The organism is Lacisediminimonas profundi, from assembly GCF_008831265.1.
In the GTDB taxonomy this organism is placed as follows: domain Bacteria; phylum Pseudomonadota; class Gammaproteobacteria; order Burkholderiales; family Burkholderiaceae_D; genus Lacisediminimonas; species Lacisediminimonas profundi.
In genome coordinates, this window is the sequence record NZ_VTTH01000002.1 from 793,930 (window position 1) to 807,527 (window position 13,598).

Genomic DNA, 13,598 nt, shown 5'->3' on the forward strand with positions numbered 1-13,598 from the left:
TATCTAGCCTGGCCCACTTCTTCCCTTATGTTTCAAGAGGATAGAAAGCATGTGCTGCGCTATTCGTGGACGACGCGCGTGGCTTATTCAAGTCCGGCAACGGAGTGCCTGACCGGACCTATAGCGCTAAATCAGGACTGCTGCTTCGACCCATCCGAGTGCTCCGACCAAAGACGATTCAGTTCTGGTTTGCGCTTTTCATAGAGGCGTCCCGGGACGATAGGCGCGGCTTCAACGGCCGCATTGTAGTCAGCGAATACAATGATGAGAGATGAGATCGGCGATCCTTCCGCCTTTATTCGTTGTAGTCGTTCCACTACTTTCTCTGAGCACTTCTGAGCGCTGCTGAATGAGAGCGCGGTCCCTAACATCTCGCCTGACATAAGCAAGACCAGCATCGCGCTTATTGTCCGGGCGATGTTCAAAGCAGGTCCGGCCGATATGAAAGGTAGCAGTAGCAAGGAGGTCAGCGCTATCGCCAGAAAAATGATCAAGATGCTCCAAGACCTTCGCGCCGCTTGCCCGTGAAGGTCGGCGGTCCAGAATGCGCTCTCTTCGAGCATCTCGGCCAGCCGCTTATTTTGTTCTGTCGCGCTTGATGCGTAATAGGCCGGGTCTTCCCTTGCTTCGCCTTCTTCAGAAGTTGACGAGAAGCGACTGAGTAGATCGCGTCGCTGATCCGGTGTGAGTCCCCCTAAGCTTGACGAAACCAAGACGGCCCGTCTCCCCTGATTCGCGCGCGCCTTGACCTCTTCATAGATCGTCTTCTGCCAAGCATAGACCGCTAACAACAGTAGACCGATGAGGGCGGCAGCGTTCGAGGTCGAGGGCCAGAAGACAGATGCAATAGCAGCGCCTGCGAGAAGCACTTGTATTTTCCATAAGTTCGACTGATGACTTAATGCCCGGTCAAATTCCGCCCTGACCGCACCATTTAGACGCTGATCGAAAGAGTTTGAGAATGTCATCGTGTTCATCCTGTGAAGACCGGAAAATTCCAATTAAATATAAGGTCCCACCGCCCAAAAGCTCTTTCATGCTGCCCAGCGATCCTAAAACTGAAAGCTTCGTCGCTCCAGTCTTTTGCGCGTTGGAGCGCCGTAAGCGCTCCAACTCGTTGAAATGGAGTGGTGCAAGCTGAGATCATAAATCCGTCATTCGGGAATCGCGGGTCTGGAAAGTCCGCCAATCCATCGTTCAACATGGTGTCAAACAACCTTTTCAAATCTATGTCATACACGATTGTTTGTTCATTGTCCGCGTAAGCCGCGGCTCGCATCTCAAGGTAGAAAGAGCGAATATCCACATTCCGGTACGCTTTCCAAGCCTTCAGAAATCGAATTAGCGGCTTCACCCTTCCGTTAAGTCGGGTATCAATCTTCTGAACATACGCGTTGTGAGACTCGGGAGCGCTGAACATCCACCCGCCATTACAGTCGGGCATCTCAAACTGACGGAACCCAAGTACCGTCGTCCCGGTCGAGAGTACAGGGACAATCTCGGTCATTTCAGCACCGTCAAGTCCGAAGGGAACCTGCACGGCGGGCGAATTTACTCTGATACCGACAGTAAAAGGGAATCGTTCTCGAAGCGAGGCTGCGATTGCGGCCAGCGTCGCACTCGAATCGGCGTTGAGATTCTCTGGGGGGATGACTGCGAAGTAATCCACATCGCTAATCCCTGAGAGATTCGTTCCATTTCCAAACGAACCCGATCGAAAGAATTGAGTCATTCCGAAGCTTCTTTCAAGCTTCAGACGAATCGATTCCCGATGACTGGCCGCGATGGCAGCTTCGGCACGAGAAGCTCGCAGTCGATTTAAAAGCTCGTTAAAGGCGGCCTCGACTGTAACTGCCATCAAACACCTCGTTGAGTTAGGGGATGGTTGGTTGGTGATATTGTAGATATTTGTGCAAAATAGCACATATCCACGGCCCCCCGCCCCGGCGCCTATCACGCCATAGAGGGCGGGGGGCCGTGGGTATGTGCGGGCCACGAAGTGGGCTGCTGCCGGTTTCAAAGACACCCAGTTAATGTGTGAAATGAAACTGGAGGTGGTTCATGGGAACGAGAAGGCAATTCAGCCGAGAGTTCAAGCTTGAAGCAGTCAAGCTGGTAAAGGAACGAGGTGTGTCGGTGGCGCAAGCTGCCCGTGACCTCGATGTGCACGAGAACGTGCTGCGCAAATGGGTACGTGAGGCGACTGCGGACCCACAGCAGGCATTCCCTGGCCAGGGCGTAATGAAGCCCGACCAGGCTGAGCTGGAGCGTTTGAGGAAGGAGAACGCCAAGCTGCGCATGGAGCGTGACCTGTTGAAAAAAGCGGCGGCCTACTTCGCCAGGGAGTCGATGTGAAGTTCGGCTTCATTGCGAAACACCGAGGAGCCTGGCCGTTGGCAATGATGTGCGAGGCGCTCGGTGTCTCGCGAAGCGGCTTCTATGCGTGGCTCAGCAGGCCTCGAAGCCAACGTAGTTTGGACGACGAGGTGCTTGGCAGCCAGGTGCGTCAGAGCTTTCTGGGTAGCGACCGCACCTATGGTGCCCGACGCGTGTGGCATGACGTGCTGGCACTGGGCCAACGATGCGGATTGCATCGCATTGAACGGCTCATGCGTGAACAGGCTCTGCGTGCGAGGCCAAGACGTCGGGGCTTGCCGCAGGACCGAGGCCAGCGTAGCGCTATTGCCGACAACGTATTGGACCGCCAATTCCAGGCAGATGCGCCCAACCAGGAGTGGGTGGCCGACTTCACCTATATTTGGACGGCCGAGGGATGGCTGTATGCGGCTGCGGTGCTCGACCTGTACTCGCGTCGCATCGTCGGCTGGTCGATGCAGGACAGCATGACCTCGCAACTCGTTGCCGACGCGTTGATGATGGCGGTGTGGCGCCGAGGCAGGCCGGTCGCATTGCTGCATCACTCCGACCAAGGCAGGCAATACACCAGCGAGCACTTCCAGGAGTTACTCAAGGAGCAAGGCATCATCTGCAGCATGAGCCGCGCGGGCGAAGTCTGGGACAACTCGGCCATGGAGAGCTTCTTCAGCTCACTGAAGACTGAGCGCACGGCCAGGAAGGTGTATCGGACCAGGGAGCAGGCTCGTGCCGATGTGTTCGACTACATCGAGCGGTTCTATAATCCAACCCGTCGTCATTCGACGCTCGGCTACGTCAGTCCGATACAGTTCGAGAAAGCTCAAAAAGCTTAGGTCGGTGTCCACGATATCGGCAGCAGCCCAATTTGAGGTGCTTAGCCGGCAAGGCCCGGTCAGGATCCTGTTCTAGCAACTCCCCGCCAGCGGCCATGGTGACATAGCCAGTACCTCCATCGAAAGCGATCGCGATCTTGATGACGCCGTACGGAACAGCGATAAGCTGCCGGAATACTGTGTCTTCGTAGTCACCCGACCCATAAATGACTCTTACTCGCAGGCGCCCGACTGGTTCGCAGATTACTTGGATTGGAATCTCGTTTACAAAGTGCTGCAGACACAACGCAGCATCTTTATGAGTGTCCGGAAAAGGCAAAGCCATTTCCGGCACGAAGGTCGCGCCGTCAGCCGGAAATCGGTTCTTGCTCATCTTTATTCGTGCACTCCACCGCAGAATTCCTGAGAGATTGATCTGTGCTTTGGCAAGCATCGCCAACTGTTTATCGACACTGCATTTAAAACCTGGAACCCGCTTCCGCTTCCAGCACTTGGCGCTGCAACCAAGTCGGCGAGCTGCCGATGCGACAGTCATTATTTAGAAATCAACGACGGGCGGACCTCCAATGTATAAGATTTCGTTCTCGCTGGCCAAAGCTGATGGAGGTGGCCAGCCCCTTACGCCGAACTCTCGTTGCAACGCTTACCTGCTTGTCGGCGAGATCGTTGTTTAGTACCATCGCTAAAGGGCCGGATCGAGGCCCGGCAGCCCACCTTGCGCACCCGGACGGGACGATCATTTCAATTTTTGAGATTCCTCTTCTTGCGGAGTCGGTAGTGGGCGCCGGTTTTATCCGCATCAATGGAGATTCTCATGAAGAAGGCCTTTGTATTTTCCTCAGCCACTTTCGGAAAGTGGAAGCAAAAAGCCCGCGCCTTGAAGCGCGCCGGCCCTCTGTCACATCATGAAGCCCTTGAACAGGTCGCGACGGCGAACGGCTTCGATAACTGGCATCAAGTCGTCAATCAAGCGAAACTCAACGAACTTAGCGAAGCGGCCTGTCGCTCAGGGTTGGTCGTTGCTTACGATATCAAAGACGCCCTTGACAACTGGAAGGAACACGAGAGTTTCGTGGCGGACGAGCGCGCATTTGCATTCTGTGATGCCGATCTATTCGCCTGGTACAAGCGAAACGAGGACGAGGAAGAGAACTTGGCGGCCGGGTATCGCCCAGCTGATGAAGCAGAGTATAGGAATGAGTACGAAGAATGGACGATGAATGTCTACTTTTTTCGTTACTGCGGCAGCATTCCGGCTACCCCTAGGGCGGTCCTACCTTTACTTGACGAACGGTGTTTTTTTGCCCCGATGTTCTTTTGGCATGCAGGCAAGTTCATCGAGCCCTTCCGCGATCTGGCTATTGATGGCACGTTAGATATGTCAGGGAACACCAAATTGAATAGCGCAGATTGAATCCATAGCGCAAAGTAAAAAGGCCTCCATTGATGGAGGCCTTATAAAATTTTGGCGGAGAGACGGGGATTCGAACCCCGGATAGGCTATGAACCTATACACGCTTTCCAGGCGTGCGACTTCAACCACTCATCCATCTCTCCGGATTTCCGTGCTGCGAAGTATTGCTGCAGAACGAAGCCGCGAATTATAGCAAAGAATCCTTTGCCTGCGTCCTGTTTTGCCATCCCGCATGATGCTGCGGACCATGAAGCGCAAAAAAAGCCGCCGCTAATACCACAGCGGCGGCTACGTCTCCTCCGTCTTCTGCGGAATTTGTTACTGGGCCTGCTTCAACTGGTCCAGGATGGCCGGATTTTCCAGCGTCGAGACGTCTTGCGTGATGTCTTCGCCCTTGGCCAGTACGCGCAGCAGGCGGCGCATGATCTTGCCGGAGCGGGTCTTGGGAAGGTTGTCGCCGAAGCGGATTTCCTTCGGCTTGGCGATCGGGCCGATCTCCTTGCCTACCCAGTCGCGCAAGTCCCTGGCGATCTGCTTCGCTTCTTCGCCAGTGGGGCGCGAGCGCTTGAGCACGACAAAGGCGCAGATGGCCTCGCCAGTCGTGTCGTCCGGACGTCCGACCACGGCGGCTTCCGCCACCAGCGGATTGGCCACCAGCGCCGATTCGATTTCCATCGTGCCCAAACGGTGTCCGGAGACGTTCAGCACATCGTCGATACGACCGGTGATGGTGAAGTAGCCGGTGTCCTTGTTGCGCACCGAGCCGTCGCCGGCCAGGTAGAGCGTGCCGCCGAGTTCTGGCGGGAAGTAGCTCTTCTTGAAGCGCTCGGGGTCGTTCCAGATGGTGCGGATCATCGAGGGCCACGGACGCTTGACGACCAGGATGCCGCCCTGCCCGTTCGGCAGGTCATGCCCGGTTTCGTCGACGATGGCGGCCATGATGCCGGGCAGCGGCAGCGTGCACGAACCAGGCACCAGCGGCGTGGCGCCGGGCAGCGGCGTGATCATGTGGCCGCCGGTCTCGGTCTGCCAGAAGGTGTCGACGATCGGACAGCGTTCGCCACCCACATTGCGGTAGTACCACATCCAGGCTTCCGGATTGATCGGCTCGCCAACCGAGCCCAGCAGGCGCAGGCTGGACAGGTCGTATTTCGACGGATGCGTGGCGGGGTCGGCGTCGGCTGCCTTGATGAGCGAGCGGATTGCCGTCGGCGCTGTGTAGAAAATGGTCGCCTTGTGCTTCTGGATCATGTCCCAGAAACGGCCGGCATTCGGATAAGTCGGGATGCCTTCGAACACGATCTGCGTGCCACCCACCGCCAGCGGGCCGTAGGCGACATAGCTGTGGCCGGTAACCCAGCCGATGTCGGCAGTGCACCAGAACACGTCGGTGGGCTTGATGTCGAAGGTCCACTTCATGGTCAGCGCGGCCCACAGCAGGTAGCCGCCGGATGCGTGCTGCACGCCTTTGGGCTTGCCGGTCGAACCCGATGTGTAGAGGATGAACAGCGGATGCTCGGCGTCCACCCATTCCGGTTCGCATGTGTCCGGCTGGCCGGCGACGACATCGCTCATGGTGCGGTCGCGGCCCGGCACCATCTTGACCTGTGCGTGGGTGCGCTGGTAGACGACGACGTTCTTCACGCCTTCGCAGCCGCCCATTTCCAGCGCCTCGTCGACGATGGCTTTCAGCGGCAGGTGCTTGCCGCCGCGGCTCTGTTCATCGGCGGTCACCACGGCCACCGCGCCAGCGTCGATGATGCGTTCCTGCAGCGACTTGGCGGAAAAGCCGCCGAACACCACCGAGTGGGTGGCGCCGATGCGGGCGCAGGCCTGCATCGCGACCACGCCTTCGACCGTCATCGGCATGTAGATGACGACCCGGTCGCCGCGCTTGATGCCCATGGATTTCAGGGCATTGGCGAACTGGCATACCTTCTGGTGCAGCTGGCGATAGGTAACGTTGGTGGAGCCGCCATCATCAGCTTCGAAAATTATCGCGACCTTGTCGGCATTGCCATTTTGCAGGTTGCGGTCGAGGCAGTTGTACGACACGTTGAGCTGGCCGTCTTCGAACCAGCGGTAGAACGGCGCGTCGCTCTCGTTGAGAGTCTTGGTGAAAGGCTTGTGCCATTCCAGCGTCTCGCGCGCCAGCTTGGCCCAGAAGCCTTCGTAGTCGCGCTCGGCTTCGGCGCACATCGCCTGGTAGGTTTCCATGCCGGAAATGTTGGCGTTGCGGACAAATTCAGCCGGCGGCTGGAATACCCTGCTTTCCTGTTTGAGTGCTTCGAAATCAGCCATGATGCGCGTCTCCCCTGCTGTATTGAGTTTGCCGGGACAATAAACAGGCCGGCTTACTCTGTCCTTACATTATCAATTCGACAAGCTGCATGAGTCCTGCTGCAGGCTTGCACTTTGTATATCGTTCGCCGCCGTTGGCCGGATTGATATTTCTCATCCGCCATGCAGAGCAGCAAACCCCGATGCCTGAAGCAAAGACAGTGCGCCGGCGTGTAAAATGTGCGCCAGTTCCACTTGGGTCTGCTCATACATGAAAAATCCGCTGTCGCCTCCCGATCCTACCCGTCCGATCCGTCCGCTGCCAAACTTCATCTTCATGTCGCGCTGGCTACAGTTGCCACTGTACCTCGGACTGATACTGGCGCAAGGCGTGTATGTCTTCCACTTCTGGGTCGAACTCGTGGACCTGATTGGCGCCGCGATGGGCAACCAGGCTGCGCTGCAGCATGTGCTGGATGCGGTCTCGATCGCGGGCACGGTCAGGCCCACCAAGCTGACCGAAAGCACGATCATGCTGGTGGTGCTGGGACTGATCGACGTGGTGATGATCTCCAACCTGCTGATCATGGTCATCGTCGGCGGCTACGAAACCTTCGTCTCGCGCATGAACCTGGAAAGCCACCCGGACCAGCCTGAATGGCTGTCGCATGTGAACGCCTCGGTGCTGAAGGTGAAGCTGGCAACCGCAATCATCGGCATCTCGTCGATCCATCTGCTGAAGACCTTCATCAACGCCTCGTCCTACGATGCCAAGACCTTGCTGGCGCAGACCGGCATCCACATCACTTTCCTGATCTCGGCGCTGGCCATCGCTGCCTGCGACCGCCTGATGGCACCCGCGAACCACACCAACACCAACGAATCCCACTGAAGCAAAATTCATCATGACAACCATCATCAAGCAGGAAGACCTGATCGAATCCGTCGCCGCCGCGTTGCAGTACATCAGCTACTACCACCCGGCCGATTACATCCAGCACCTGGCACGCGCCTATGAGAGCGAGCAAAGCCCGGCAGCAAAGGACGCGATCGCGCAGATCCTGACCAACTCCCGCATGTGCGCCGAGGGCCGCCGCCCGATCTGCCAGGACACCGGCATCGTCAACGTGTTCCTGAAGATCGGCATGGATGTGCGCTTCGAAGGCTTTTCCGGTTCGATCACGGATGCCGTGAACGAAGGCGTGCGCCGCGGCTACAACAATCCCGACAACGTGCTGCGCGCATCGGTGGTTGCCGACCCGCAGTTCGATCGCAAGAACACCAAGGACAATACCCCGGCCGTGGTGCATATGGAAGTCGTGCCCGGCAATACCGTCGACGTCCAAGTCGCGGCCAAGGGCGGCGGTTCCGAGAACAAGTCGAAATTCGTGATGCTCAATCCTTCCGATTCGCTGGTGGACTGGGTGCTGAAGACCGTGCCGACCATGGGCGCCGGCTGGTGCCCGCCCGGCATGCTGGGCATCGGCATCGGCGGCACCGCCGAGAAGGCCATGCTGATGGCCAAGCAATCGTTGATGGAAGACATCGACATGTATGAGCTGCTCAAGCGCGGTCCGCAGAACAAGACGGAAGAACTGCGCATCGAGCTGTACCAGAAGGTCAATGCGCTGGGCATCGGCGCGCAGGGCCTGGGCGGCCTGGCCACGGTGCTGGACGTCAAGATCAACATGTACCCGACGCATGCCGCATCCAAGCCGGTCGCGATGATCCCCAATTGCGCCGCCACCCGCCATGGCCACTTCGTGCTGGATGGTTCCGGCCCCGCCTACATGGAGCCGCCGTCGCTGTCCGACTGGCCGGACGTGCAGTGGATGCCGGACACCGAAAAGTCGCGTCGCGTCGACCTCGACCGCCTGACCAGGGAAGAAGTCGCATCGTGGACGCCCGGCCAGACGCTGCTGCTGAACGGCAAGATGCTGACCGGCCGCGATGCCGCCCACAAGCGCATCCAGGAAATGCTGTCGCGCGGCGAAAAATTGCCGGTCGATTTCACCAACCGCGTGATCTACTACGTGGGACCGGTCGACCCGGTGCGCGACGAAGCCGTCGGCCCGGCAGGCCCGACCACGGCGACCCGCATGGACAAGTTCACCGACATGATGCTGGAACAGACCGGCCTGATCTCGATGATCGGCAAGGCCGAGCGCGGCCCGGTGGCGATCGAATCGATCAGGAAGCACAAGTCGGCCTACCTGATGGCAGTCGGCGGCGCCGCTTACCTGGTGTCGAAGGCCATCAAGAATGCCAAGGTAGTGGGCTTTGCCGATCTCGGCATGGAAGCGATCTACGAGTTCGATGTGAAGGACATGCCGGTCACGGTCGCGGTCGACTCCAACGGCATTTCGGTGCACAACACCGGTCCGAAAGAGTGGCAGGAGCGCATCGCCACTGGCAGCATCGGCAAGATTCCGGTCACCGTTGCCTGACATTTCCCGACCTTGGCCGACCTTGTCCGAATCTTTGCACATGACTGAAACGACGCCGACCGGAGCCAACGCGCCGGTCGGCGTTTTCGATTCCGGCGTCGGCGGATTGTCGGTGCTGCGGCCGATCCGCGCGCTGCTGCCGCATGAGGACTTGCTGTATTTCGCCGATTCCGCCCATGCGCCCTACGGCGGCAAGTCGGAAGCCGAGGTCGCGGCGCGGGCGCAGGCAATCGCCGCCTTCCTGCTAGAGCAAGGCGTGAAGGCCATGGTGGTCGCCTGCAACACGGCAACGGCCGTGGCGATCGATGCGATACGAAAGCGCTACCCTTCGCTGCCGGTAGTCGGCGTCGAGCCCGGCCTCAAGCCTGGCGCGGCAGCAACGCGCTGCGGCAAGGTAGGCGTGCTGGCGACGGAGGGCACGCTGGCCAGCCAGCGCTTCCAGGCACTGCGCGACCAGATCGCCGCCGCCACCGGTGCGCAATTCCTGGCCATGCCCTGCCCCGGGCTGGCCGACCAGATAGAAAAAGGTGAATTGCGCTCGGCCGCCACTGCCGCTCTGGTGGCGCGTTTCGTCACGCCGCTGATCCGCGATGGCGCCGATACGCTGGTGCTGGGCTGCACGCACTACCCCTTCATCCTGCCGCTGATCGAAGAATCTGCGCTTGCGGCAGCGGATGGAAAGGACATTACGGTAATCGATACCGGCACGGCCGTGGCACGTCAGCTGCAGCGCCTGCTGGAACAGCGCGCCTTGCTCAATGCGCAGACTGCGCCGAGCGCGCTGGCCGCCTTCACGACAGGCAATTCGGCGTCGCTTTCACGTGCATGCGAGCGGTTGCTGCAACTTTCTCCGCCTGTTATGAAAGTAGACGCTCAAGAGAATTGCCAGCCCGAAGCGAAGTTTGTATAATAATCGTCTTTCCTGCTTCAAAAGAGCGGGCGAAGTTCAACGGTGGCCGTAGCTCAGTTGGTAGAGTCCAGGATTGTGATTCCTGTTGTCGTGGGTTCGAGCCCCATCGGCCACCCCACCGGATTCAAAGCAAAAAGCCCAGTCGTCAGGCTGGGCTTTTTGTTTTTCGCTGTTGTTAATTGACCCTGTTAATTGACCCTGTCATGTGAGCCTGTCGCTCGGCCGCATAAGTAATGTGCAAGCACTGTGCACCCCGTCCTGGGGCATGGTGAGTTTCAGATGGCCCATGTAGCTCAGTGGCAGAGCACTCCCTTGGTAAGGGAGAGGTCGGCAGTTCAATCCTGCCCATGGGCACCAACGCTTTCTCACCGTTGGTGCGTCCCTTCCTGGTGACGGCTGCTGCCGCCAACTCCTTCCCGATCCGATAGCACGAATCTTCATCCAGACTCGCCGTTCGCGCGCGCAGGCTTCGCCTTCCCGCAGTTTTCCCTTCCCGCAGTTTTCCCTTCCCGCAGTTTTCCCTTCCCGCAGTTTTCCCTTCCCGTAGTTTTCCCTTCCCGTAGTTTTCCCTCCCGCAGTTTTTCCCTCCCTGTAACGCTTCCGTAATTTGTCCGTCACGAAAGCGACAACACGGCCCCCTAGACTGCAAGCTCCTTAGATATCTAGACGTCCACATACATGAGCTTGTATGCAGTCTCACGCGAAAGCGGCGAATCTCTCTACGCCCAGATCGCCCGCCAGCTGGAGCAGGAAATTTCCGCACGCCATGCGCCAGGCGAAGGACTTCCGTCGGAAGCCGATCTCGCGATGCGCTTCGGCGTGAATCGCCACACATTGCGGCGGGCTGTCGATCAACTGGTCGATGCGGGGATCCTGGAGCGGCGGCACGGACGCGGCGTTTTCGTCACCGACACCCTCCTTGATTACCCGGTCGGCGCACGCACGCGCTTCACCGAGGCGCTTAGCGCCCAGGGATTTCCGGCCGACAGCCGGATCCTGCGCAACCAGATCGTGCCTGCCAACGAACGTGTGGCGCAACGACTCGCCCTTGACCCGGCCGCCCCGGTGCTCTGGCTGGAGACGCTGAGGACGGTCGACGAACGCCCCTTCTGCATCATTTCCCATTTCATTTCTGCCGTGCGCTTCCCCGAGGTGAGCGACCAGTATCGCGGCGGCTCGCTGCACCAGTTTCTCGCCTCGACCTACGGCTGCGTACTGCGGCGCACCGAAAGCCTGGTCACGGCCGTGATGCCCCAGGGCGACGACGCCTACCTGCTGGGCATGCCGCAGAACAAACCCGTGCTGCGCGTCAAGAGCCTGAACGTGGACGAGCGCGATGCCCGGCCCGTCGAGTACGCGGTCACCCGCTTCCGTGGCGACCGTATCCAGTTGTGCATCAATCCCTGACCAATTCAGGCAATCCGCCTATCCGCCTCTCGATTCCTCATCAACCACAGGAGCCCTCCCGATGAAACCCCTTTCCACTCTCCGCCGTAGCCTGTTGGCGCTTGGCCTGGCCGCGGCCGCACTCGCTCCGGCCGCCGTATTCGCCCAGGCTCAACACGACGGCAGCCGCAGCAAGCCGCTGCGGGTGGTGCTGATCCCGGCAGATGGCGGCACCGAAGATGGCACCCGCAAAGACTTCCAGCCGATCTTTTCTGCCATCAGCCAGGCCACCGGACTGGTGTTTGACCTGAAGGTTGGCCAGAGCTATTCCGCGGTGGTCGAGGCGATGTGCAGCGGCGCTGCCGACATCGCCTGGTATGGTCCGGCTTCCTATCTGCAGGCTCGCGCCCGTGGTTGCGCCGAGTTGCTGGCGCTGGCCGTGCGCAATGGTGAGTCGGTCTACTACTCCGGCATTTTCGCGCGCACCGAGGCGAATGTTTCCAAGCTGAGCGAACTCAAGGGCAAGAAAATTGCCCTGGGCGACGTCAATTCGACATCAAGCTTCAACATACCGGTGGCAATGATGCTGCAGGCCGGATTGAATCCGGCGCGCGACCCTGCGGTCGTCAACATGGCGGGAAGCCACTCCAACGTGCTCAAGGCGCTCGCCGAGGGCCTGGTAGATGCAGGCGGCGCTTCCTTTGACTCCTTCGAAAAGGCCGTGAACGCGAAAGCGATCGATCCGACCAAGGTCCGGGTGATCGCCAAGAGCTCGCCCATCCCTTATCCGCCGCTGGCCATGCATCCCCAATTGAGCGCGCCGATCAAAGCCAAGCTGCGGGATGCCTTCAACAACGTTCACAAGCTGCCCGGCATCAGCAAGGAACAGATTCGCGGATATGGCGGCGGCAAGGTCGACGGCTACACCGCCAAGGTGAGCGAACAGGACATGGCCAACGCCGGAAAGATGTTCGACCTGGTCACCCACCAGGTGCGGGCAGACATCATGAAGAAGGCCAGTGGCCAGTAAGCACGATTAACCCCCGCCCCCCGACGAACCCCGGACCAAGCCGGGCAGGTCAGCGATACGCGCCGGGCCAACAGGTCCGGCGCAGATTCCCCAGGAGATATTGATGATCCACTTCAGTTCATTGTGCAAGACCTGGCCGGATGGAACCAAGGCCCTTTCAGACATAAGCCTGACGATTCCGCGCGGCCAGTTCTGCGTCATCCTTGGCCCGTCCGGCGCCGGAAAGTCGACGCTGCTACGGTCCGTGAACGGGCTCATGCGGCCCAGTTCAGGGACGGTAGCGATAGACGGCATACCGCTTTCGCCCGCAACTGAACGCAGCTTGCGCAAACGCGTAGCCATGATTCATCAGCACTTCAACTTGACTGGACGCATGAGCGTCGCGGCCAATGTGCTGGCCGGGATGCTGCCGGTCGTGCCGACCTTGCCCGCCCTTCTTGGCTGGTACTCGGCCCAGCATCGCAGCAAGGCCTGCGCCCTGCTTGACCAGGTCGGGCTTGCTCCGCTGCACTTGCACCGGCGCGCCCAGGAACTGTCCGGCGGGCAGCAGCAAAGGGTGGGCATCGCCCGCGCATTCATGCTCGATCCAGAAGTCGTACTGGCCGACGAACCGGTGGCGAGCCTCGACCCCAAGATTGCCCGCGACATTCTTTCCCTGATCCGTAACGCCGCCGGCCAGCGCCGCGCCACCGTCCTGTGCAGCCTGCACCAGATTGACCTGGCACGCGAGTTCGCCGATCGCATCATCGGCATGCGCGACGGGAAGATCGTGTTCGACGGCACGCCGGCAGCATTTACCGATGCCCGTATCGATGCCCTGTATCACGGGGCGCAGTGGGAAGACCTGCCGGCAGCCGATGCATCGCCAGCAAAGCATCCCGCCTTCACCCTCCAGCCAGCGCTCGCCTGATACAGATACCCC

Annotated in this window: 12 protein-coding genes and 3 tRNA genes; 10 read left to right on the plus strand and 5 right to left on the minus strand. The window is 59.5% G+C overall.

What is annotated here, in order from left to right:
* Window positions 1-131: 131 nt before the first annotated feature.
* Both FVE66_RS09330 and FVE66_RS09335 read right to left on the minus strand, forming a co-directional pair.
* Entirely contained in the window at window positions 132-968 is an 837-nt protein-coding gene (locus FVE66_RS09330; protein WP_151447099.1) for a hypothetical protein, read from the minus strand.
* 5 nt (window positions 969-973) lie between these two features.
* Complete coding sequence (locus FVE66_RS09335; protein WP_151447100.1) at window positions 974-1,858, minus strand: nucleotidyltransferase domain-containing protein; 885 nt, start codon at window positions 1,856-1,858, stop codon at window positions 974-976.
* A 203-nt stretch (window positions 1,859-2,061) separates the two neighbouring features.
* Between FVE66_RS09335 and FVE66_RS09340 the strand changes: the two genes are divergently transcribed.
* A protein-coding gene (locus tag FVE66_RS09340) for an IS3 family transposase (RefSeq protein WP_421829430.1) occupies window positions 2,062-3,209 on the plus strand; the annotation gives its coding sequence in 2 pieces (ribosomal slippage) (window positions 2,062-2,329 and window positions 2,329-3,209; 1,149 coding nt in all).
* On the opposite strand, the gene FVE66_RS09345 is transcribed toward FVE66_RS09340, so the two are convergent.
* Window positions 3,172-3,642, minus strand: a complete 471-nt coding sequence (locus tag FVE66_RS09345; RefSeq protein WP_151447102.1) for a hypothetical protein — start codon at window positions 3,640-3,642, stop codon at window positions 3,172-3,174. The genes FVE66_RS09340 and FVE66_RS09345 overlap by 38 nt on opposite strands.
* A gap of 381 nt (window positions 3,643-4,023) precedes the next feature.
* Here FVE66_RS09345 and FVE66_RS09350 point away from each other — a divergent pair, with 381 nt between their 5' ends.
* On the plus strand, window positions 4,024-4,623 hold the full coding sequence (locus FVE66_RS09350) for a hypothetical protein (protein WP_151447103.1): 600 nt from the start codon (window positions 4,024-4,026) through the stop codon (window positions 4,621-4,623).
* Window positions 4,624-4,675: 52 nt separating this feature from the next.
* On the opposite strand, the gene FVE66_RS09355 is transcribed toward FVE66_RS09350, so the two are convergent.
* Together FVE66_RS09355 and acs are read right to left on the minus strand one after the other, a co-directional pair.
* A tRNA-Ser gene (locus FVE66_RS09355) sits at window positions 4,676-4,766 on the minus strand.
* Between the two features lie 175 nt (window positions 4,767-4,941).
* Window positions 4,942-6,924, minus strand: coding sequence for an acetate--CoA ligase (acs, locus tag FVE66_RS09360; protein ID WP_151447104.1), 1,983 nt, complete (start codon window positions 6,922-6,924; stop codon window positions 4,942-4,944).
* Between the two features lie 250 nt (window positions 6,925-7,174).
* Between acs and FVE66_RS09365 the strand changes: the two genes are divergently transcribed.
* From FVE66_RS09365 to phnC, 8 genes are all read left to right on the plus strand, one after another.
* The gene (locus FVE66_RS09365; protein ID WP_151447105.1) at window positions 7,175-7,795 is read left to right on the plus strand and encodes a YqhA family protein; all 621 of its coding nucleotides are present in this window, start codon (window positions 7,175-7,177) and stop codon (window positions 7,793-7,795) included.
* Between the two features lie 13 nt (window positions 7,796-7,808).
* Window positions 7,809-9,350, plus strand: a complete 1,542-nt coding sequence (locus FVE66_RS09370) for a fumarate hydratase (RefSeq protein ID WP_151447106.1) — start codon at window positions 7,809-7,811, stop codon at window positions 9,348-9,350.
* 40 nt (window positions 9,351-9,390) lie between these two features.
* Entirely contained in the window at window positions 9,391-10,260 is an 870-nt protein-coding gene (gene murI / locus FVE66_RS09375) for a glutamate racemase (RefSeq protein WP_151447107.1), read from the plus strand.
* Between the two features lie 42 nt (window positions 10,261-10,302).
* A tRNA-His gene (locus tag FVE66_RS09380) sits at window positions 10,303-10,378 on the plus strand.
* Between the two features lie 164 nt (window positions 10,379-10,542).
* Window positions 10,543-10,617 (plus strand) — tRNA-Thr (locus FVE66_RS09385).
* A 321-nt stretch (window positions 10,618-10,938) separates the two neighbouring features.
* Complete coding sequence (gene phnF, locus FVE66_RS09390; RefSeq protein ID WP_151447108.1) at window positions 10,939-11,667, plus strand: phosphonate metabolism transcriptional regulator PhnF; 729 nt, start codon at window positions 10,939-10,941, stop codon at window positions 11,665-11,667.
* 61 nt (window positions 11,668-11,728) lie between these two features.
* A complete protein-coding gene (locus FVE66_RS09395) occupies window positions 11,729-12,676 on the plus strand; it encodes a phosphate/phosphite/phosphonate ABC transporter substrate-binding protein (protein WP_151447109.1) in 948 nt (315 codons plus the stop codon).
* Between the two features lie 103 nt (window positions 12,677-12,779).
* A complete protein-coding gene (phnC, locus tag FVE66_RS09400; RefSeq protein ID WP_151447110.1) occupies window positions 12,780-13,586 on the plus strand; it encodes a phosphonate ABC transporter ATP-binding protein in 807 nt (268 codons plus the stop codon).
* Window positions 13,587-13,598: the final 12 nt, after the last annotated feature.

Excerpts from the sequence above, each read along its gene's own strand:
- FVE66_RS09330 (WP_151447099.1), bottom strand. The coding sequence starts at position 968 with ATGACATTCTCAAACTCTTTCGATCAGCGTCTAAATGGTGCGGTCAGG.
- FVE66_RS09335 (WP_151447100.1), bottom strand. The coding sequence starts at position 1,858 with ATGGCAGTTACAGTCGAGGCCGCCTTTAACGAGCTTTTAAATCGACTG.
- FVE66_RS09345 (WP_151447102.1), bottom strand. The coding sequence starts at position 3,642 with ATGCTTGCCAAAGCACAGATCAATCTCTCAGGAATTCTGCGGTGGAGT.
- FVE66_RS09350 (WP_151447103.1), top strand. The coding sequence starts at position 4,024 with ATGAAGAAGGCCTTTGTATTTTCCTCAGCCACTTTCGGAAAGTGGAAG.
- acs (WP_151447104.1), bottom strand. The coding sequence starts at position 6,924 with ATGGCTGATTTCGAAGCACTCAAACAGGAAAGCAGGGTATTCCAGCCG.
- FVE66_RS09365 (WP_151447105.1), top strand. The coding sequence starts at position 7,175 with ATGAAAAATCCGCTGTCGCCTCCCGATCCTACCCGTCCGATCCGTCCG.
- FVE66_RS09370 (WP_151447106.1), top strand. The coding sequence starts at position 7,809 with ATGACAACCATCATCAAGCAGGAAGACCTGATCGAATCCGTCGCCGCC.
- murI (WP_151447107.1), top strand. The coding sequence starts at position 9,391 with ATGACTGAAACGACGCCGACCGGAGCCAACGCGCCGGTCGGCGTTTTC.
- phnF (WP_151447108.1), top strand. The coding sequence starts at position 10,939 with ATGAGCTTGTATGCAGTCTCACGCGAAAGCGGCGAATCTCTCTACGCC.
- FVE66_RS09395 (WP_151447109.1), top strand. The coding sequence starts at position 11,729 with ATGAAACCCCTTTCCACTCTCCGCCGTAGCCTGTTGGCGCTTGGCCTG.
- phnC (WP_151447110.1), top strand. The coding sequence starts at position 12,780 with ATGATCCACTTCAGTTCATTGTGCAAGACCTGGCCGGATGGAACCAAG.